Raw genomic sequence first — 19,669 nt, 5'->3', positions numbered from 1 at the left:
GCGAGAGGATCGGAAGCCGAAGATGAATTCGCCTCGGCGCACACCGCCACACTCGGCCGCCTGTCGAACGGCCCGGCGCGTGCTGCTGACGAGCGTGGCGCTGGCGGTGTTCTGGCCCGCTTTGGCGGCGGCTCAACCGGTCAGGCCGGGCGGAAACCCCCTGGAGCCCGATCAGCGCGGCCAGATCCTCCATCAAGGCGCCCTGCAGCCCGAACGCGCCAAGCCGGCGCGGCCGGCCAACACCGACGGACTGGCGCCTGGCGAGCTCTATATGGAAGCTGACCGGCTGGTCCGGGACGACAAGTCCGGCGTCACCACCGCCGAGGGCGACGTGGAGATTCGCTACCAGGGCCGCACGCTGCGCGCCGACCGGCTGGTCTACGAGCGGGCGGCTCCTGCGGCTGGCGTCGGGGCGGCTGGCGTCGGGGCGGCGGAAAGCCAGGCGCCCGCACAGGGCGTGATCCGCGCCTATGGCCACGTCCAGGTGATCCACGACGACGGCACAGTCGAATACGCCGACCAGCTGACCCTGGATGACAAGATGCAGGCGGGCCTCGCCCTGGGGTTCGCCGCGCGGCTCGCGCAGGACGTCAAGCTGGCCGGCGCCAGCGCGGTGCGCCGGTCCGACGAAATCCAGGAGCTCAACAAGGCGATCTACACGCCCTGTCCGATCTGCGTCGGCGACACGCCCAAGAGGCCGACCTGGTCGATCAGCGCCGACCGGGTGGTGCAGGATAAGGTCCGGCGCATCATCTACTACCGCCACGCCCGTATTCATGTGCTCGGCGTCCCGATCATATATCTGCCGGTGTTCTGGCACGTCGATCCGTCCGCGGAGCGGGGCTCGGGCCTGCTGGCCCCGCGGATCGGGATCTCGCGGCGGCGCGGCCTTTCCTACGAACAGCCCTACCTGCTGGTGCTGAGCCCGTCGGCCGACCTGACGATTAGCCCGCAGATCAACCAGAAGGCCAATCCGCTCCTGAACGGCGAATACCGCCAGCGCTTCAACACCGGCGCCATCGACCTGCGCTTCGGCTATACCCATGAGGCGGACCTGGATGGATCCGGCAACCGCCTGGGGACCAATACCAGCCGCAGCTATATCCTGGGCGAGGGGGCGTTCCGGCCCGCGGAAAAGTGGCTGCTGGGCTTCACCGCGGAGCGCACGTCCGACGCCCTGATCTTCGACAAGTACGACATCGGCGGGGTCTACCAGGCGCGCGGACCCTATGTGGCCGACGACCGGCGGCTGATCAGCCAGGCCTACGCCATCCGCCAGGACGCACAGTCCTACGTGTCGGCGGCGGCTTTCAGCATCCAGGGTCTGCGTCCCGCTGACAACAACCGCACCTTCCCCACCGTTGGCCCGCTGATCGACGCGCGCTACGAAATTCCCGCCGAGATCCTTGGCGGGCGGCTGCGCCTGACCGGCAGCGCCGTGGCGCTGACCCGCGACCAGTCGCCCACCAGCCCGTTGCTGCGCCTGCCCGGCCTCGACAGCCGCCGGGTCTCCGGCGACCTCAACTGGCGCAGCGTCTTCACCGCCACCGGCGGCTTGCGCGTCGAGCCTTTTGTCGATGCCCGCCTGGATGGCTACAGTCTGAGCGACGTGCTGACCGGCGTCGGCGCCGCAACGACATCGAAGACGGTTTCACGCGCCGTGGCGGTGACCGGCGCCGACATCTCCTATCCGCTGTTCCGCCGCTGGCATGACGCCACCATCGTGCTCGAACCCCTGGCCCAGGTCGCGGTCTCGCCCAAGGCCGCCCAGGTCACGATCGGCGCCGATGCGGCCGGCAAGCCGGTCTATCTGAACGAGGACAGCATCGCCCTGGAGTTTGACGAAACCACCCTCTTCCGCGCCAATAAGTTTCCGGGTTTCGATCTCTACGAGGACGGCCTGCGCCTGAATGTCGCGGGTCGCGCTTCGGTGATGTGGGACGACGGCCGGCGGGCGAGCCTGCTGGTCGGCCGCAGCTTCCGCGACCGCCCCAACACCGTGTTTTCACCGCGATCCGGGCTTAGCGGGCGGTCGTCCGACTGGATCGTCGCCGCCGACGCCCAGCCGGTGAAGGGATTCTCGTTCTTCGCCCGCGCGCGCCTGGACGCCACCACGCTGGAGGTTCACCGCCTGGAGGCCGGGGCCAACGTCTCGTCCAAGTGGGGATCCGGCTACGTTCGCTACCTGGACGACGACCAGGGAATCAATGGGGTCAAGGTGCGCAACGCCGACGTCGGCGGCGATCTCAATCTGACCCGCCACTGGGGCGTCAGCGCCTATGGCAACCGCGACCTCATCCAGAACGTCTGGGTGATCCGCGATGTCGGCGTCTTCTACAAGGACGAGTGCATCCGGGTGGACGTGTTCTATCGGCGCCAGGACACCATCGTCGGCCGTCTCGGCGCCAGCGACCAACTGAGTGTGCGCCTAACGCTCGCCACATTGGGCGGACCAATTTATGGCAGATAGGCATGGCGGCCGTTCGGGGCCGCACGAAGGAATGATCTCATCCATGATGCGCGCGCGTAACGTCACGGGCCGAGGGGCGCGGGGCGCTGTTGTTGTGGTCGCGCTGATCGCCGGCGGCCTGCCCCTGGCCGCCGGCGCGCAAGCCCTGCGCGGCAAGGTCGGCGCGCCCCCGCCCGCCGTGGCCGCGCCGGCCGTTGCGCCGGTTGCCCCCGCAGCGGTCGCGCCGGTGGTCCAGTCCCCCGCCCCGCCTCGCCCGATGTCGGAATCGGTCGCGGCCGTGGTCAACGACGAGATCATCTCAAGCTACGACCTGGCCCAGCGGATGCGTTTGCTGATCGCGACCTCGGGCGTCCAGCCGACCCAGGAAACCCTTCCTCAGTTCCAACAGGAAGCCCTGGTCTCCCTGGTCGATGAGCGCTTGCAGCTGCAGGAGTTGCGACGGGTCCAGCGCGACCAGAAGATCACCATCATCGCCACTGACGATGAGATCCTCGAAGAGCTGGGCGGCATGGCCCGGCAGAACAACCTGAAGCCGGAGGGATTTCTCGCCGCGCTCAAGTCCCAAGGCATCGGCCCGGAGACCCTCTACCAGCAGATCCGCGCGCAGATGAGCTGGCAGCGCTGGATCCGCGGTCGCTACGGTTCTCGTCTGCGCATCGGCGAGGACCAGATCAAGGCCACCCAGGCGCGCCTCCTCGCCGCGGCGTCCAAGCCCCAATACCAGATCAGCGAGGTGTTCCTTGACGCCGGCCGCACCGGCGGAATGGACGCAGCGATGAAGGGCGCGACCCAGCTGGTCGCGCAGATGCAGCAGGGGGCGCCCTTCGCCTCGGTGGCGCGGCAGTTCTCGACGTCGGCGACCGCCGCGGCCGGCGGCGACGCGGGCTGGATCAGTCAGGGTGAGATGCCGGCCCAGGTCGACGCCGTGCTGGATCAGCTTCGCCCCGGCCAGCTGTCCCAGCCGATCCAGGTCAAGGACGGGGTCTATATCCTCTATCTGCGCGACAAGCGGTCCGGCTCCGGTCAGACCCTGGTCAGCCTGAAACAGGCCGCCATCGCGCTCCCGGCCACGGCGACCCCTGGGCAGGTCGAAGAAGCCCGGGTCAAGCTGGAAGCCGTGCGCCTGTCCATCAAGGGCTGCGCCGACATGGAAGCCACCGCAAGCAAGACCGCCGGCGTGGTGGCGGGCGATCTCGGCGAGGCGGAAATCGGCGATCTGTCGCCGGAGTTCAAGGATGCCGCGACCCGGCTGGAGGTCGGTCAGCTGTCCGCGCCGATCCGCACCAAGGTCGGCCTGCACGTCCTGGCTGTCTGCGGCAAGCGTGCGGCCGGCGGCGCCCAGGTCGATCACGACCAGATCGAGAACCGGCTCACCGGCCAGCAGCTCAGCATGATCTCGCGGCGATACATGCGCGACCTGCGCAATTCCGCGACCATTGAGACTCGATAGGACGGTCGTGTGCTCATCGAGCCCGAGGTTCGACCGCGCTCGCGTCAAGCACCTGCGAACTTTGCAATCGGGACGCTAGAACGGTGAAACCCGGTCCGCTCGCCCTGACCCTCGGCGATCCGGCTGGCGTCGGACCGGAGATCGTCGTCAAGGCCTGGGGCGCCCTACGCCGGGCCGGACCGCCATTCCTGGTTGTCGGCGACGCCCAGTCGCTGGCATCGGCCTCGGCCGCGGGGGCGTCTATCATCCGGACGATTGTCGCGCCCGTCGAGGCCCTGGCCTGTTTCGCCGACGCCCTGCCGGTCCTCGACCTGCCCCTGCGCTCCCCCGTCATCGCCGGTCAACCGTCAGCGGCGACCGCGCCGTCGATAATCCGATGGATCGAAACCGCTGTCGGCCTGGCCCTGTCCGGCAAGGTCACCGGCGTCGTCACCGCCCCGATCGCCAAGGCCCCGCTCTATGAGGCCGGGTTCAGGTTCCCCGGCCACACCGAGTTCCTGGGCGAGCTCACCGCCGCCGCCCGCTTTGACGGCGCGCGCGGGCCGGTGATGATGCTGATCGCCGGCGGCCTGCGGGTCGCGCTGGTGACGGTGCATGAGCCGCTGGCCAGGGTTCCCAGCCTGTTGACCACCGAGGCGATCGTCAACACCGGCCAGGTGACCGCCGAGGCCCTGCGCCGCGACTTCGGCATTGCCCGGCCAAGGCTGGCGGTCGCCGGGCTCAATCCGCACGCCGGAGAGGGCGGCGGCATCGGCCGCGAGGAGATCGAGATCGTCGCCCCGGCGGTCCGTGCGCTGGAGGATCTGGGCATCGACGTCACCGGACCGCACCCCGCCGACAGCCTGTTTCCGGAGGTCATGCGCGCCCGCTACGACGCGGCGATCTGCCTCTACCACGACCAGGCGCTGATCCCGGTGAAGATGCTCGACTTCTGGGGCGGTGTGAACGTGACGCTCGGCCTGCCGATCATCCGCACCTCGCCCGACCACGGCACAGCTTTCGACATCGCCGGCCGCGGCCTCGCCCGGCCCGACAGCCTGATCGCCGCGATCCGCCTGGCCGATCAGCTTTCAAGGGCGCGGGCCGGGTGAGCCTCGAGGCCCTTCCGCCGCTGCGCGAATGCCTCGCGGCGCACGGCCTGCTGGCCAACAAGGCGTTCGGCCAGCATTTCCTGCTCGACCTCAACATCACCCGCAAGATCGTCCGACTCGCCGAGCTCCCGCCCGGCGACCGGGTCATCGAGGTGGGCCCGGGACCCGGCGGCCTTACCCGCGCCCTGCTGGAAGCCGGCGTCCGGGTCACCGCCATCGAAAAGGATCCGAGGTTCCAGCCGTTGCTGCGCGAACTGGCCGAGGCCGCCGCCCCAGGCGCCTTGGCCCTGGTCTTCGCCGACGCCCTGGAAGCCCATGAGGCGGCCCTGGTCGAGGCGGAGGCCGCCCATGTGGTCTCCAACCTGCCCTACAATGTCGGCACGCCGTTGTTGATCAAATGGCTCACCGGCCCCTGGCGGCCGGCGTCCATGACCCTGATGTTCCAGAAGGAGGTCGCCGAGCGGATCGCCGCGCGGGCGGGCGACGATGCCTATGGCCGGCTGGCCGTCATCGCCCAGGCCACCAGCCACGCCGCCAGCGTGATGGACATCCCGGCCCGCGCCTTCACCCCCCCGCCGAAGGTGGACTCCGCTGTGGTCCGGCTGACCCCGCGCGGCGACCGACCCTCGCCCGCTCGCCTCGACGCCTTGCAGGCGGTCACCGCCGCCGCCTTCGGCCAGCGCCGCAAGATGCTCCGCGCCAGCCTCAAGGCGCTTGGCGGCGAACCGATGATCGAAGCCGCCGGCCTAAACCCCCAGGCCCGCGCCGAGACCATTGATGTCGCGGGCTTCCTGCGCCTGGCCGACGCCTGGCTGGACCGGCGCTAAGCGCCGTTGCGCGCCACTCCGGCGCAGGCTCCTATGGCGCCGATGGGCTTGAAGGAGCGTCAATGCTGATCCTGCTGGGCGTCGCCGTCATCGTCGTCGGCTTCGCCGTCCGCCTCAACCCGCTGCTGGTGGTGGTGCTGGCGGCTTTGACCAGCGGCTGGTTCGCCGGCCTGCCGCCGCTGGCGGTGATCGCCGCCTTCGGCAAGGCATTCAACGACAACCGCTTTGTCAGCACAGCCTATCTCGTGCTGCCCCTCGTGGGCGTGCTGGAGCGGGCCGGTCTGCGCGAACAGGCGTCCAGGATCATCGCCGGCCTGCGCGGCGTCTCCGTCGGCCGCCTGTTGATCGGCTATATGATCTTTCGCCAGGCGACCACGGCCGTAGGCCTCATGCCGATCGCCGGACAGGCGCAGACCATCCGCCCGCTGGTCGCGCCCATGGCCGAGGCCGCGTCAGAGCTGCGCGACGGTCCCGCGACGCCCGAGACCCGCTACGCCATCCGCGCCATGGCCGCGGCGACCGACAACGTGGCGGTATTCTTCAGCGAGGACATCTTCGTGGCGATGGGCTCGGTGCTGCTGATGGTTGGCTTCCTGACTTCCAGCAAAATCGTGCTTGACCCCATCCACCTGTCGGTCTGGGCGATCCCCACGGCTTTGGCGGCGTTCGTCATCCATACCGCCCGGCTGATGCTCTTCGACCGCCGGCTGGCGGGTCAGGGCCGGGCGGCGGGCAAGCCATGATCAAGCTCGGCGCCGTCTATCTGCTGGCCGGCCTGATGTTCGCGGGCTTCGCCGTCCTCAGCGTGCGCGACCGGGAAAATCCCAGGCGCTTCGGCAACACCGCCTTCTGGGCTCTGGTGGGCTTGAGTTTCCTGGCCGGCGACCGGCTGGGCGACCTGGGCAACGGCCTCCTGGTTCTGGGGCTGTCGCTGCTGGCAGGCTTCGGCCAGCTCGGACGCAGCAACCCGGCCACCACCTCCGGGGCCGAGCGCCAGGTCCTCGCGCAGCGGTTCGGCAACCGGCTGTTCATCCCGGCCCTGATCCTGCCTGTTGTGGTTGGCGTCGGCGTCCTGGTGCTGAAACCGATCCAGATCGGCGGGGTCGCGCTGATGGATCCAAAGCAGGCGACGCTGATCTCGTTGGCGCTGGCGGTGATCATCGGCCTGACGACCGCCCTCATCCTGTTGCGCCAACCACTCGCCAGTCCCCTGCAGGAGGGCCGCCGGCTGATCGACACGGTCAGCTGGGCGGCCTTGCTGCCGCAGTTCCTGGCGGCCCTGGGCGCGGTCTTCGCGCTCGCCGGCGTCGGGGCTCAGATCGGTCACCTGGTGACCGCCTGGCTGCCGGTGGACACCCGCCTGGCCGCCGTGACCGTCTACTGCGTCGGCATGGCGGCCTTCACCATGCTGTTAGGCAACGCCTTTGCCGCCTTTCCCATCCTGACCGGCGGGGTAGCCATCCCGATCCTGGTCAATCACTTCGGCGGCAACCCCGCGGTCGTCGCCTCGATCGGCATGTTGTCGGGTTTCTGCGGGACGCTGATGACCCCGCTCGCCGCCAACTTCAACCTGGTGCCCCCAGCACTGCTGGAGATCCCCGACCGCTATGCGGTGATCAAGGCGCAGGTCCCGACGGCGGTGCTGATGCTCACGGTCAATACGGTGCTGATGTATGTCCTCGCCTTCTCCCGATAGCGGACAGACCCGCCTGACTCCGGCTCTGGCCGCGAGCTTCGCCGCCATCGCGCTGGGCCACGTCGCTCGGGAATATCCGAACAAGCTCGACCATGTGCTCAGCGGTCCCGCCGATGCGCGAGGTCCGCGCGACCTGCACCCGATCTTCTTCGGCAGTTTCGACTGGCACTCGTGCGTCCACGGCTACTGGCTGCTGGCGACGCTGCTGCGCCGGGAGCCCGCCATCCCCCAGGCGCCGGCGATCCGCGCCCTGTTCGACGATGCCTTTACCGCCGAAAAGGTGGCGGCAGAGGTCGCCTATCTCGCCACGCCCTCGTCGCGCGGCTTCGAGCGCCCCTACGGATGGGGGTGGCTGCTGAAACTGCAGGCCGAACTGCTGGCCCACCGCGAGGCCCCGTGGTCGGCGATCCACCAGCCGCTGGCCGACGTCTTCGCCCAGCGGTTCCGGGATTTCCTGCCCAAGGCGGACTATCCGATCCGCACCGGGGTCCATTCGTCCACCGCCTTTGCGCTCGCGCTGGCTCAGGACTATGCCCTCGCCGCCCGCGATGCCGCCCTCACCGCGCTGTTCGTTGAAAAGGCGCGCGCCTGGTATCTGGCCGATCGCGACGCCCAGGCCTGGGAGCCCTCTGGCGATGAGTTCCTGTCGGCGACCTTGACCGAGGCGCTGTGCCTGCGCAGGCTGTTGCCCGCACCCGAGTTCGCGGCCTGGTTCTCAGACTTCCTGCCTCGGGCCGCCCAGCGCCAGCCCGCCACGCTGTTTGCCCCCGCCAAGGTCTCCGACCGGTCTGACGGCAAGATCGCCCACCTCGATGGCCTGAATTTTTCCCGCGCCTGGTGCTGGCGCGAGCTGGCCGCGACGCTCGCACCGGACAACCCCCTCAGCGGGGTCGCGGAGACCGCCGCCCGCGAACACCTGTCCGCCAGCCTGCCGCACGTCGCCGGCGACTATATGGGCGAGCACTGGCTGGCTTCCTTCGCCCTTCTGGCCCTGACCGCCGGCGGTGATATCGAGACCTGATCCGTGGGTCGAGGAGCTGCCTTTCGGCGCCAACTGCGCTAAGTTTCAATCGCGCACGACTACAATACAACCCAATTTTATTACTTCGTAATTTGTGTCTAATTCGCGACATTACGGGAACAATACAGACTGATTTTCGTAATCTACGTTGACCGTCTCGATTCTCTCTCAGTAACTCCACCTCAACCGGCGTCTCCGATCCAGGAACCCGGGACCTGAATTTGTGGGGAGCAGGTCGGCCCTGACCGGGGCGCGGCCGCCGGAGGATGTCGATCGTGAGAATTCAAACCACCCGGGAGCGCCTGATGGCCTCCTCAATAGTCTGCGGCGCGGCCCTGCTCGGCCTGTCCGCGACCTCGGCCGCCGCCGCCGCGGGGGCGACAGCCGGCAACGCCGAGGTGTCGGAAGTCGTGGTCACCGGGTCGCGCATCCCGCAGCCCAACCTCACCAGCGTCAGCCCGATACAGGTGGTGACGGATCAGGAGTTCAAGCTGCAGGGCAAGACCGACGTGATCGACCTGATCAACACCCTGCCGCAGAACTTCCAGAACGCCGCCGTGGATTTTTCCGGGACATCGAATCCGCTTTCCAGTCCCGGCGGCGTGTCGACGGCCGATCTTCGCGGCCTGGGACCCCAGCGGACCCTGATTTTGGTGGATGGACGCCGACTGGGGATCGGCGACGCCAACACCGGCAACCCGAACCCGGCGCCGGACCTGAACCAGATTCCAGCGCAGCTTGTATCCCGGGTCGAGGTGCTCACCGGCGGGGCTTCGGCCACCTATGGCTCCGACGCGGTCGCGGGCGTCATCAATTTCGTCATGAAGCACAACTTCCAGGGCGTGCAGATCGACGGCCAGGTCGGCATCGCCGAGCACGGGCAACAAGATCCGCAAGGGATCCAGACGCTGCTGCGTGCGCGCAACTACACCGTGCCGAAAGGTACGGTCTGGGACGGCCGCTCGCGGGACCTGTCCGTCGTCGTCGGCACGAACGGCATGGACGGGAAGCTGAACGTCACGGCCTATCTCAATTACCACCATCAGGATCCCGTCTCGCAGTCGACGCGAGATTTTTCCGCCTGCCAGATCAGGGTGAGAGGCGGCGCGACGCCGTTCTGCAACGGATCGACAAACTCCAATCAATTCTTCCAGGCGACGGGAAATGGGCCCGGAATCAACAACAACACTGGATTTACCGTCATCGGAAACCAGTTCATCGACTATGCCCTGGCGCCCACGACCGGCAGCCCTCCCCTGGTCTTCAACTCCAACCCCTACCAGTACCTGCAGCATGACGACACGCGCTATTCGGCCGGGTTCTTCTCGCACTACGAAGTGTCCCAGGCTCTCGATCTCTATGGCGACTTCTCGTTCATGAACGATCGCTCCGTCACCGCGGTCGCGCCGTCAGGTCTGTTCCAGGGCGGCGGCACGTCGCCCAACGGCGGGGTGCTCGTGAACTGCAACAACCCGTTGCTCAGCGCCCAGCAGGCGGCGACGCTCTGCTCGCCGGCCGAGATCGCCAGCGGCGCCAACGTGGATCTGATCTATGGGCGGCGAAACATAGAAGGCGGACCGCGGTCCAGCACCTACGAGCATCAGAACTACCGGGCGGTGGTTGGCGCGCGCGGCGCTGTGCCGGACATCGAGGGCTGGAAGTACGATGTCTATGGCTCGTACTACTACACCACGCTGTTCCAATCGAATGAGAACTACCTCAGCAATCGCAACATCCAGAACGGCCTGCAGGTGGTGAATGTGAACGGCGTTCCAACCTGCATCGCCAAGGTAACCGGGACGGACGCCGCTTGCGTCCCCTACAACATCTTCACCGAGGGCGGGGTGACGCCGGCCCAGGTGGCCTATCTCAACTCCACCGGCACCTCGTACGGCAAAATCGAAGAGACCATCGTTCAGGCCAACATCACCGGTGACCTGGGACGATACGGCGGGAAATCCCCATGGTCCGATGATGGCGTTGGCGTGGCCCTTGGCATCGAGGACCGGCGCCAGAGCTACAACTACGCCCCTGACCAGAATGAGCGCTCCAATGATCTGGCCGGTTTTGGCGGCGCCGCGACGGTGGTCAACGCCAGCCTCGGGGTGACCGAGATCTATGGCGAGCTCCGCGCCCCGCTGGTCCAGAAGAGACCCTTATTTGAAGATCTCACTTTGGATTTTGGCTATCGCTATTCGAAATATTCGAACGACGTCGCGGCCGACACCTACAAGGTTGGCCTGCAGTGGGCGCCAGTGTCCGACATCCGCTTCCGAGCCTCGTTCAACCGGGCGATCCGTGCGCCCAATATCCTGGAGCTGTTCAATCCTCAGTCGGTCACCAACACCAGTCAGGTGTCGGTGGACCCCTGCTCGCCGACCCCGGCCGGCCCGGCCACCGCCACGCTGCAGCAATGCCAGAACACCGGCGTGACCGCTGCACAGTACGGCAACGGCGGCAGCACGGACCGCATCATCCAGTGCCCCGCCGGCCAGTGCGCTGTCCTCACTGGCGGCAATCCCCGTCTGTCGCCCGAGCGGGCCAACACCTATTCCGTCGGCTTCACCCTGACGCCCAGCTTCATCCAGGGCCTGATCGGCAGCCTCGACTACTTCGACATCAAGCAGCAGAACACCATCGGCAATATTCCGCTGGCGTTCACACTCAACCAATGCCTGACCACCGGCGCGGCGGCCTTCTGTTCCAACGTCGTGCGCAACCCCAGCGGCATCCTGTTCGGGACCTCCGTGGCCGGGGGCGGCTACATCAACGGCGGGGCCGTCAACATCGGGGCCGGGGAAACCGCCGGCATCGATGTGCAGGCGACCTACAGCCTGCCGCTCAGCCGTCTTGGTCTCAGCGACGGCTTCGGAAGCCTGGCGTTCAACTTCATCGGCTCGGAACTGCTGAAGGTCACCACAACCCCGACACCTGGCGCGCATACCTATGATTGTGTCGGCCTCTACGGACCGACCTGCGCAACCCTCAATCCAAAGTGGCGGCACACCCTGCGCTCGTCCTGGCAGACTCCCTGGAACCTGCTGGTATCGGCGCAATGGCGCTACATCGGCAGCGTCGCGTTGGAAACCAATACCGCCGATCCGACGCTGACCAACGGCCGCAAGGACACATTCGAGGGCAAGCTGAAGGCGGTGAGCTACCTCGACCTCTCCGCGATCTGGAACATCCGCCCCGGGTTCTCCGTACGCGCGGGCGTCAACAACGTCTTCGACAAGGACCCGCAGATCGTGAACTCGGCGATTGTCGGCACCGGACTTCCGAACGCCTACCCGACCTATGACTTCCTCGGACGCGCGATGTTCGTGGGCTTCACCGCAAACTTCTAGGTTCACGACCGTTTGCGGGCCTCGAAGGGAGCGGCGGCGCGATCCGCCGCTCCGACTCGTCTTGCCTATCGCTCGTCGTAGAGCCGGCGCAGCACCGGCGGCGCGAGGTCGGGCAGATCCTCGGAGATCAAGCCCGGCCCGTGCAGCTCCGCGGCCTCGGCATGGATCCACGCGGCGGCGCAGGCGGCTTCGAAACTCTCCAGGCCCTGGGCGATCAGCCCGCCGATGAAGCCGGCTAGCACATCGCCGGAGCCGGCGGTCGCCAGCCAGGATGAGCCGTTACCGTTGACCGCACAGCGTCCGTCCGGGGCGGCGATCACCGTATCGGGACCTTTCAGCAGAACCACCGCTCCGGCCCGCGCCGCCGCCGATCGCGCGGCGGCGATGCGTTGCGGCGAGGCGGCCAGCAGGCCCGGGAACAACCGCTCGAACTCGCCAGGATGCGGCGTCAGCACGTCGTCGCGGTCCAGCACCGAGAACAGCTCCTCCGGATCCTCGCGAAAGGCGGTGATCGCGTCGGCGTCGATCACCAACGCCGCGCCGGTTCGCGCCAGCGCCAGGACGTTCAGCAGGGTCGATTCGCTGACACCCGCCGCCGGACCGATCACCGCGGCGTCGACCTCCGCCGCGGCCTGCTCGAGTTCCATGTCGGTGTCGAACCCGCTCAACATCACCGCCTCGAGGTGGGCCGCGTTGATCGCCAGCGCGTCGGGCGGCGACAGCACGGTGACCAGTCCCGCCCCGATCCTCAAGCCGCCGCGCGCCGCCAGCCGGGCGGCCCCGGTGTTCCAGGCCTCGCCGCTCACCACGATCAATCGTCCGCGCGCGTGCTTGTGCGAGGCCGCTGTGGGCCAGGGAAAGCGCGGCAGCCAGATCTCCGGGCCATTCTCGAAAGTCGCGAGACCGGGCAAGACCTCCGGGGTCGACAGGCCGATATCGGCGACGACCACCTCGCCACAGCGCGAACGTCCCGGCTCCAGCACATGGGCGGGTTTGCGGGCATGGAAGGTCACCGTCAGGGTCGCGCAGGCCGCCGCTCCGACCGGCTTGCCGGTGTCGCCCGGCAGCCCGCTGGGGACGTCGATCGCCACCGCCCGCTCAGGGGCGTCGGCCATCCGCAGCGCCAACGCCGCGGCCGGACCGCTCAGGGGCCGTGAGAGCCCGGCGCCAAACAGCGCATCAATCCACAGGCAGGGCTCCAGCGTCGCCTCCAGCGGACGGGTCGGCCCTGTCCAGCGCGCGCGCATCGCCTCGGCGTCGGCCGTGGCGGGTTCGCCGAGGTCACGGACCTCTACGGGCCAACCGCGCTCCTTCAACACCCGAGCCGCCGCATAGCCGTCGCCGCCGTTGTTGCCCGGCCCGCACAGCACCAGCACCGCCTGGCGGTCGAACCGCGCGCAGACCGCGTCGGCCACGGCGACGCCCGCACGCTCCATCAGCACCACCCCCGGCGTACCGGCCGCGATCGCCGCCGCGTCGGCTTGAACCATGTCCGACACAGACAAGATCGACTTCGGGGTCAAAGACTTAGCGCCTCATCCTAGAGGACGCCCGTGGCCGCCTCGCGGCCCAGTTGCACCAGGCTCAGCGTGGCGCCGTCGGTCTCCAGCACGGTGATCGAGGTGTGATCGGGCCGAAAGTTCAGCACCTTGGGATCGCCCAGCAGGTGCGACACCACCGCGTTGGTCGCCACATAGTGCGAGAACACCGCCGTACGGCCCCGCGCCGCCAGAGAGCCGGCGATCTCGCCCCGCCAGGCGTCATAGTCCATATCGCCCTCGATCTCCGCCCATGTTCCGGCGAAGGCCTTGCGCAGCCACGGACCCCTGTCCTCGGTCGCCAGGCCCGACGGCGTGGGGATCTCGCCCACCCGCGCATCCACCTCGACCGTGACACCCAGGGCCTGCGCGGTGGGGTCGGCGGTCTCGCGACAGCGTCGCAAGGGCGAACTGACCACCCGGGTCGGGCGCTCGGCCGGCGGCAGGGCCATCAGCCAGTCCCGCGCTGCGCGCGCCCGGTCTCGTCCAGTCCCGGGTCGTCGTCGTCCCCGCCCCAGACGGCGGCCGGCTTGCCGTGCCGGATCAGATAGAGGCGCGCCACCCGCGTCAGTCCGGCACGAAGAGGTTGGTCTGTCCGTCGGGGCCCGGCCCGACCCGACCCGTCCGGCCCACCTGCTCGCCCTGTTCCAGGCCGGCCAGGGTAGCCGCGTCGCCCGGCGTGTGGGCGACGAAGCGGCGATCCTGCGCGTCGCGGCCGATGACGATCCCCATGAACGGCCCTTCGCGGCGGTGGACGACGGTGTAGGTTTCGATCCTGGCCGGGCCTTGCGGCGTTTCGGTGACGTCGGGGTGTGGCAGGGCGTCGATCTGGCGCTGGATCACGGCGGGGTCCTGGCGTTCGAACGGCCCCTTTGGTCTGGCTGTCGAATAGACGCCGGTCGACTGCTTGGTCAGATACCAGCCATTGGCGGTCACCAGCCCGTGGGACCCCGGCCTGGCCCGCAGCTTCTGCATCATCACCGCGATCGAGTGCATGGCGTAGTTGTTCCCAGGCCCCCCGGCATAGGGCAGCCCGCCGGTCACCGTCAGGCCGCGCGGGTCGTCAAGCGCCAGCCCAAGTTCCTCGGCGCCGATCTCCACAGCCACCGGGAAGCAGGAATAGAGATCGATGAAGTCGATGGCGTCCAGGCCGACGCCGGCCATCTCGAGCGCCCGCTGGCCGCTCAGCCGCATGGCCGGGCTCGAGTGGAAATTCTGCCGGTCGAGGGGATGCCACAGGTCGGCCGCGTCGGCGCAGCCGTGCAGATAGACCCACCGCTCTTCCGGCACGCCGAGCGCGCGGGCTTTCGCCTCACTGGCGATAATCACGCCGGCCGACTGGTCGACCTCCATGATGGCGTTGAGCAGTTTCGGGTAGGGAAAGCCCACCATCCGGTTCTTCTCGGAGACCGTGACCAGTTCCTCGGCCGTCCGGGCGATGGGAAACCAGGCTTCCGGATTGGCCGCCGCGACCTGCGTGAAGGGCGCGAACAGGCGGCCGAGCCTTGCCTGATGGTCGGCGATGGAGCGGCCGTCGCGGGCCCGCAGGGCGTTCTCGAACAGCGGATAGCAGTTGATCGGCCGACCCAGCCCATGGCGGCTTTCATAGGCGCTGACCCCCGGCCGGGGGTCGCCGATGCGTTCCGGCGGCGGCAGGCTTTCGTCCTCATGCCAATCGTCGAACCCCAGTCCCCGGGTCAGGCGCTTGACCGCCGAGCCGAGGAACTCCGCGCCCACAGCCAGCCCAAGCTCGGTCTCGCCCCTGGCGATCCGCTCCGCCAGCACATTGATCAGCTGCTGGGGCGTATTGCCGCCCATGTGCGAATAGACCGCCCAGGCCGGCGCGGCGCCGAGCTCGGCGGCCAGGCTGGCAGGCGGGTTGGAGGCGTGCGGCACGGCGCGCCCGCCCCCTGGCGCGTCCACCGTGAACCCGGCCACCGCCAGGGCGTCGAGGGCGGCCAGGCCGGCCGCGCCGATCCCCGCGTCGGCCGCCGCCCGTTCCGCCGCAATCTTCAGCAGGGCGACCGGCGACAGCGAGGCGGCCGGATCGCCGCGATAGGTGAATTGGCCCGCCCCGATGAGCACTGGAGTTGTTCCGACCATGCCGCCTGTGTCCCCTGAGCGTTCAAGGGTGCGATCCTAGGGGCCGAATCCAAGCTCTTGAAGGCAATTCGGCACTGGCGCATTTTTGATCTTCTGGCGCCTATTTTTTGGGCGCCCCGGACGTTTGACGGGCGCGGGGCGCGTTCACAGCCGCGAGCACGCTTGTCGCCCCCCGCCCCGCCGTGCTCCGTCCGCGACGACCGCCCCGGGGGCGGCCGATGATCACCCAAGGCTCATGAAAAAGATCGAAGCCATCATCAAGCCGTTCAAGCTGGACGAGGTGAAGGAAGCCCTGCAGGAGCTGGGCGTCCAGGGCATGACCGTGATCGAGGCCAAGGGCTACGGGCGCCAGAAGGGCCAGACCGAGCTCTACCGCGGTGCGGAGTACGTCGTCGACTTCCTGCCCAAGATCAAGATTGAGGTGGTCGTCGACGACGCCCAGTCCGGGCGCGCCATCGAGGCCATCGCCGCCGCGGCGCGGACAGGCCGTATCGGCGACGGCAAGATCTTCGTCTCCGACATCCTTGACGTCATGCGCATCCGGACGGGCGAAACCGGGCCGGACGCCATCTGACTTTCCATCGCACTGAGACCACGCATTCAAGGGGAACCACGCATGGCCACCACCGCCAAAGACATCCTTGCCCAGATCAAGGAGAAGGACGTCAAATACGTCGACGTCCGCTTCACAGACATCCGCGGAAAGATGCAGCACGTCACTTTCGACATCGATCTGGTCGATGACGACTTCCTCAACGACGGCACCATGTTCGACGGCTCGTCGATCGCCGGCTGGAAGGCGATCAACGAAAGCGACATGAAGCTGCGGCCCGACCTGGACTCGGCAATCATCGACCCGTTCTATCAGCAGACCACCATGGCGCTGTTCTGCGACGTGGTGAACCCGGACACCGGCACCCCCTACGACCGCGATCCCCGTTCGATCGCCAAGGCGGCGCTGAACTTCGTCAAGGCCTCGGGCATCGGCGACACCGTCTACTTCGGCCCGGAAGCCGAGTTCTTCATCTTCGACGACGTGCGCTGGTCCACCCAGCCGCACAACACCGGCTATTCCTATGACGCCAGCGAGCTGCCGATCAACACGTCCAAGGAATACGAGGAAGGCAACATGGGCCACCGCCCGGGGCCCAAGGGCGGCTACTTCCCGGTCAATCCGGTGGACAGCGCCCAGGACCTGCGCGGCGAGATGCTGGCGGTCATGGGCGAGCTCGGCATGAAGCCGGAAAAACATCATCACGAAGTGGCGCCCGCCCAGCACGAGCTTGGCCTGAAGTTCGACACCATGATCGTCATGGCTGACCGCCTGCAGCTCTACAAATACGTCATCCAGAATGTCGCCCACGCCTACGGCAAGACGGCCACCTTCATGGCCAAGCCGATGTTCGGCGACAACGGATCGGGGATGCACGTCCACCAGTCGATCTGGGGCAAGGGCCAGCCGCTGTTCGCCGGCGACAAGTACGCGGGCCTGTCGCAGATGTGCCTGTGGTACATCGGCGGGATCATCAAGCACGCCAAGGCGATCAACGCCTTCTCCAACTCCACCACCAACTCCTACAAGCGCCTGGTGCCCGGCTACGAAGCTCCGGTGAAGTTGGCCTATTCCGCCCGCAACCGCTCGGCCTCGATCCGCATCCCGCATGTGGACTCGCCCAAGGGCAAGCGCCTGGAAGCCCGGTTCCCCGACCCGATGGGCAACCCCTACCTGACCTTTACCGCGCTGTTGATGGCCGGCATCGACGGCATCATCAACCAGATCGATCCGGGCCAGCCCGCCGACAAGAACCTCTACGACCTGCCGCCGCGCGAGCAGAAGAAGATCCCCGAGGTCTGCGGCTCGCTCAAGGAAGCCCTGGAAAACCTCGACAAGGACCGCGGGTTCCTGAAGGCCGGCGGGGTGATGAACGACGACTTCATCGACGCCTATATCGAACTGAAGATGGAAGAAGTCATGCGCCTGGCGCTGCACCCGCACCCGGTGGAATTCGACATGTACTACAAGTGCTAACCGGCCAGAGTTGACCTTCAGCAAGGGCCGCGGAGCAATCCGCGGCCCTTTTTGCTCCGCGCCCTCCGCGCGCCAGACGACAGTTGAGTCCGGCCGGCCTACAAGCGAAGCTCGATGAGTCCTCGCAAAGAAGGCGCCGCCATTTGAACCCTACGCTCTTCGCCGGCGCCGCGGCGCTGTTGGCCCTCGCCGTCGCCGCCCCGCTGGCCGCTCAGCCCTTCACCGACCCGCAACCCTCTCCCATGCCGCCCGCGACGGCTGCGCCGCAGGACGTGGCCTATCCGGGTGGGCCGCTGAGGCTGGAGGTGGACGCCACCGACACCGAGCGCCGCATCGTCCAGGTTCGCGAGACGATTCCCGTCGCCGGCCCCGGACCGATCACCCTGCTCTATCCCCAGTGGCTGCCGGGCAACCACGCCCCGCGCGGCCCGCTGGAGAAGATCGCCGGCCTGGTGATCCGCGCCGGCGGCAAGGTAGTGCCGTGGCTGCGCGACCCGGTCGACGTCTTCGCCTTCCACCTCGATGCGCCGACCGGGACCCGGGCGCTGGAGATCGAGTTCCAGTACCTGTCGCCGACCGCCGGCGACCAGGGGCGCGTGACCATGACCCCCGAGATGCTGAACCTGCAGTGGAACACCCTGGCTCTCTATCCGGCCGGCTATTTCTCCCGTCGCGTGCAGGTGGAAACCAGCGTCCGGCTGCCTCAGGGCTGGGCCTACGCCACCGCGCTGGAGGTCCTGAGCCCCACCGCCGGCCCCGCTGCGGGGCTCGTGCGCTTCAAACCGGTCAGCCTCGACGTCCTGGTGGACTCGCCGCTGGTCGCGGGGCGCTATGTGCGGATCGTCGATCTCGATCCCGGCGCGAAGATCCCGGTCCGGCTGGACATCTTCGCCGATCGGCCGGAGCTGCTCGACGCCAACGCCGAACAGCTTGAGCGGCATCGCGAGCTCGTCCGCCAATCCTACAAGCTGTTCGGCGCGCGACACTACGACCACTATGACTTCCTGCTGTCGCTCTCCGATCGGATGGGCGGCATCGGCCTGGAGCACCACCGCTCCAGCGAGGATGGGACCTCGCCGACCTATTTCCTCGACTGGCCGGCGCTCGCCGCGACCCGCGACCTGCTGCCGCACGAGTTCGCCCACGCCTGGAACGGCAAGTTCCGTCGCCCCGCCGACCTATGGACGCCCAATTTCAACCTGCCGATGCGGGGCTCCCTGCTCTGGGTCTACGAGGGCCAGACCCAGTATTGGGGGTTCGTGCTGTCCGGCCGGTCCGGCCTGCTCACCAAACAGGAGGCGCTCGACGCCCTGGCCGCCACGGCCGCGATCTATGAGACCCGCGTCGGGCGCGGCTGGCGGCCCGTCGAGGACACCACCGACGATCCGGTGGTCAATGCGCGTCGCCCCCAGGCCTGGACCAGCTGGCAGCGCAGCGAGGACTACTATTCCGAAGGCCAGCTCGTCTGGCTCGACGTCGACACCCTGATCCGCAGCCGTTCCGGCGGCAAACGCTCGCTGGACGATTTCGCCAGGGGCTTTTTCGGCATCGAGGACGGAAACGGCTCGGAGCGCCCCTACGCCTTCGACGATGTGGTCGCCGGGTTGAACGCGGTCGAGCCCTATGACTGGGCGCAGTTCTTAAACGCGCGAATCAACGACGTGGCGCCCCGTCCACCGCTCGATGGCCTGGCCCGCGGCGGCTGGCGGCTGGTCTATACCGACACGCCGACGGCCTATTTCAAATCCACCGAGGCGGGCCGCAAGATCGTCGATCTCACCTATTCGGTCGGCATGGTGCTGACCCAAGGCGCCGAGATCGCGGGGGTCCAGTGGGACGGTCCGGCCTTCAAGGCCGGGCTCACCGTGGGCGGCAAGCTGATCGCGGTGAACGGCATCGCCTATGACGCCGACCGCCTGAAGGAAGCCATCACCGCAGCCAGGACCGGCGGGCCGCTCAGCCTGCTGGTCAAGACCGGCGACCACTATCGCACCGTGGACATCGGCTACCGGGGCGGCCTGCGCTACCCCCGCCTGGAACGCCTGGACGGAACCCCCGACCTGCTCTCGGCGATCTATGCGCCGAGGAAATAGGCCC

At 67.9% G+C, this 19,669-nt stretch carries 14 protein-coding genes; 11 read left to right on the top strand and 3 right to left on the bottom strand.

All coding sequences use genetic code 11. From position 1 onward, the window contains the following. Positions 1 to 79 precede the first annotated feature (79 nt). The 8 genes from RMN86_RS11945 to RMN86_RS11910 all read left to right on the top strand — a co-directional run bounded on the left by RMN86_RS11945 (position 80) and on the right by RMN86_RS11910 (position 11,902). The gene (locus RMN86_RS11945) at positions 80 to 2,470 is read left to right on the top strand and encodes an LPS assembly protein LptD (protein ID WP_309606063.1); all 2,391 of its coding nucleotides are present in this window, start codon (positions 80 to 82) and stop codon (positions 2,468 to 2,470) included. Positions 2,471 to 2,513: 43 nt separating this feature from the next. Further along, entirely contained in the window at positions 2,514 to 3,920 is a 1,407-nt protein-coding gene (locus RMN86_RS11940; protein ID WP_309606062.1) for a peptidylprolyl isomerase, read from the top strand. Positions 3,921 to 4,003: 83 nt separating this feature from the next. Beyond that, positions 4,004 to 5,011, top strand: a complete 1,008-nt coding sequence (gene pdxA / locus RMN86_RS11935; protein WP_309606061.1) for a 4-hydroxythreonine-4-phosphate dehydrogenase PdxA — start codon at positions 4,004 to 4,006, stop codon at positions 5,009 to 5,011. Then, positions 5,008 to 5,838: a 16S rRNA (adenine(1518)-N(6)/adenine(1519)-N(6))-dimethyltransferase RsmA gene (rsmA, locus tag RMN86_RS11930; protein WP_309606060.1), complete on the top strand. Its 831-nt coding sequence runs from the start codon at positions 5,008 to 5,010 to the stop codon at positions 5,836 to 5,838. Before pdxA ends, rsmA begins: the two co-directional genes overlap by 4 nt. A gap of 62 nt (positions 5,839 to 5,900) precedes the next feature. Next, positions 5,901 to 6,581 (top strand): DUF969 domain-containing protein, encoded by a 681-nt coding sequence (locus RMN86_RS11925; RefSeq protein WP_309606059.1) that lies wholly within the window; start codon positions 5,901 to 5,903, stop codon positions 6,579 to 6,581. Further along, on the top strand, positions 6,578 to 7,534 hold the full coding sequence (locus RMN86_RS11920) for a DUF979 domain-containing protein (protein WP_309606058.1): 957 nt from the start codon (positions 6,578 to 6,580) through the stop codon (positions 7,532 to 7,534). The genes RMN86_RS11925 and RMN86_RS11920 overlap by 4 nt, the downstream gene beginning before the upstream one ends. Next, entirely contained in the window at positions 7,512 to 8,555 is a 1,044-nt protein-coding gene (locus tag RMN86_RS11915) for a DUF2891 domain-containing protein (protein ID WP_309606057.1), read from the top strand. The genes RMN86_RS11920 and RMN86_RS11915 overlap by 23 nt, the downstream gene beginning before the upstream one ends. A gap of 305 nt (positions 8,556 to 8,860) precedes the next feature. Continuing rightward, positions 8,861 to 11,902: a TonB-dependent receptor domain-containing protein gene (locus RMN86_RS11910; protein WP_309606056.1), complete on the top strand. Its 3,042-nt coding sequence runs from the start codon at positions 8,861 to 8,863 to the stop codon at positions 11,900 to 11,902. 65 nt (positions 11,903 to 11,967) lie between these two features. Here RMN86_RS11910 and RMN86_RS11905 read toward each other — a convergent pair whose 3' ends face one another. The 3 genes from RMN86_RS11905 to RMN86_RS11895 all read right to left on the bottom strand — a co-directional run bounded on the left by RMN86_RS11905 (position 11,968) and on the right by RMN86_RS11895 (position 15,543). After that, entirely contained in the window at positions 11,968 to 13,407 is a 1,440-nt protein-coding gene (locus RMN86_RS11905; RefSeq protein WP_405041346.1) for an NAD(P)H-hydrate dehydratase, read from the bottom strand. 35 nt (positions 13,408 to 13,442) lie between these two features. Beyond that, entirely contained in the window at positions 13,443 to 13,892 is a 450-nt protein-coding gene (locus RMN86_RS11900; protein WP_309606055.1) for a histidine phosphatase family protein, read from the bottom strand. A gap of 115 nt (positions 13,893 to 14,007) precedes the next feature. Continuing rightward, the gene (locus RMN86_RS11895) at positions 14,008 to 15,543 is read right to left on the bottom strand and encodes an acetyl-CoA acetyltransferase (RefSeq protein ID WP_309606054.1); all 1,536 of its coding nucleotides are present in this window, start codon (positions 15,541 to 15,543) and stop codon (positions 14,008 to 14,010) included. Positions 15,544 to 15,778: 235 nt separating this feature from the next. Here RMN86_RS11895 and RMN86_RS11890 point away from each other — a divergent pair, with 235 nt between their 5' ends. The 3 genes from RMN86_RS11890 to RMN86_RS11880 all read left to right on the top strand — a co-directional run bounded on the left by RMN86_RS11890 (position 15,779) and on the right by RMN86_RS11880 (position 19,665). Beyond that, positions 15,779 to 16,117, top strand: coding sequence for a P-II family nitrogen regulator (locus RMN86_RS11890; protein WP_309606053.1), 339 nt, complete (start codon positions 15,779 to 15,781; stop codon positions 16,115 to 16,117). 42 nt (positions 16,118 to 16,159) lie between these two features. Next, on the top strand, positions 16,160 to 17,572 hold the full coding sequence (gene glnA / locus RMN86_RS11885; RefSeq protein ID WP_309606052.1) for a type I glutamate--ammonia ligase: 1,413 nt from the start codon (positions 16,160 to 16,162) through the stop codon (positions 17,570 to 17,572). Between the two features lie 143 nt (positions 17,573 to 17,715). Continuing rightward, on the top strand, positions 17,716 to 19,665 hold the full coding sequence (locus RMN86_RS11880) for a peptidase M61 (protein WP_309606051.1): 1,950 nt from the start codon (positions 17,716 to 17,718) through the stop codon (positions 19,663 to 19,665). Positions 19,666 to 19,669: the final 4 nt, after the last annotated feature.

This window comes from Phenylobacterium sp. (assembly GCF_031360265.1).
Taxonomy (GTDB): domain Bacteria; phylum Pseudomonadota; class Alphaproteobacteria; order Caulobacterales; family Caulobacteraceae; genus Phenylobacterium.
Note: the sequence above shows the minus strand (reverse complement) of the source record. Positions and strands in the feature narration are given on the sequence as shown.

Excerpts from the sequence above, each read along its gene's own strand:
- RMN86_RS11920 (WP_309606058.1), top strand. The coding sequence starts at position 6,578 with ATGATCAAGCTCGGCGCCGTCTATCTGCTGGCCGGCCTGATGTTCGCG.
- RMN86_RS11915 (WP_309606057.1), top strand. The coding sequence starts at position 7,512 with ATGTCCTCGCCTTCTCCCGATAGCGGACAGACCCGCCTGACTCCGGCT.
- RMN86_RS11910 (WP_309606056.1), top strand. The coding sequence starts at position 8,861 with ATGGCCTCCTCAATAGTCTGCGGCGCGGCCCTGCTCGGCCTGTCCGCG.
- RMN86_RS11940 (WP_309606062.1), top strand. The coding sequence starts at position 2,514 with ATGATGCGCGCGCGTAACGTCACGGGCCGAGGGGCGCGGGGCGCTGTT.
- RMN86_RS11895 (WP_309606054.1), bottom strand. The coding sequence starts at position 15,543 with ATGGTCGGAACAACTCCAGTGCTCATCGGGGCGGGCCAATTCACCTAT.
- RMN86_RS11890 (WP_309606053.1), top strand. The coding sequence starts at position 15,779 with ATGAAAAAGATCGAAGCCATCATCAAGCCGTTCAAGCTGGACGAGGTG.
- glnA (WP_309606052.1), top strand. The coding sequence starts at position 16,160 with ATGGCCACCACCGCCAAAGACATCCTTGCCCAGATCAAGGAGAAGGAC.
- RMN86_RS11925 (WP_309606059.1), top strand. The coding sequence starts at position 5,901 with ATGCTGATCCTGCTGGGCGTCGCCGTCATCGTCGTCGGCTTCGCCGTC.
- RMN86_RS11900 (WP_309606055.1), bottom strand. The coding sequence starts at position 13,892 with ATGGCCCTGCCGCCGGCCGAGCGCCCGACCCGGGTGGTCAGTTCGCCC.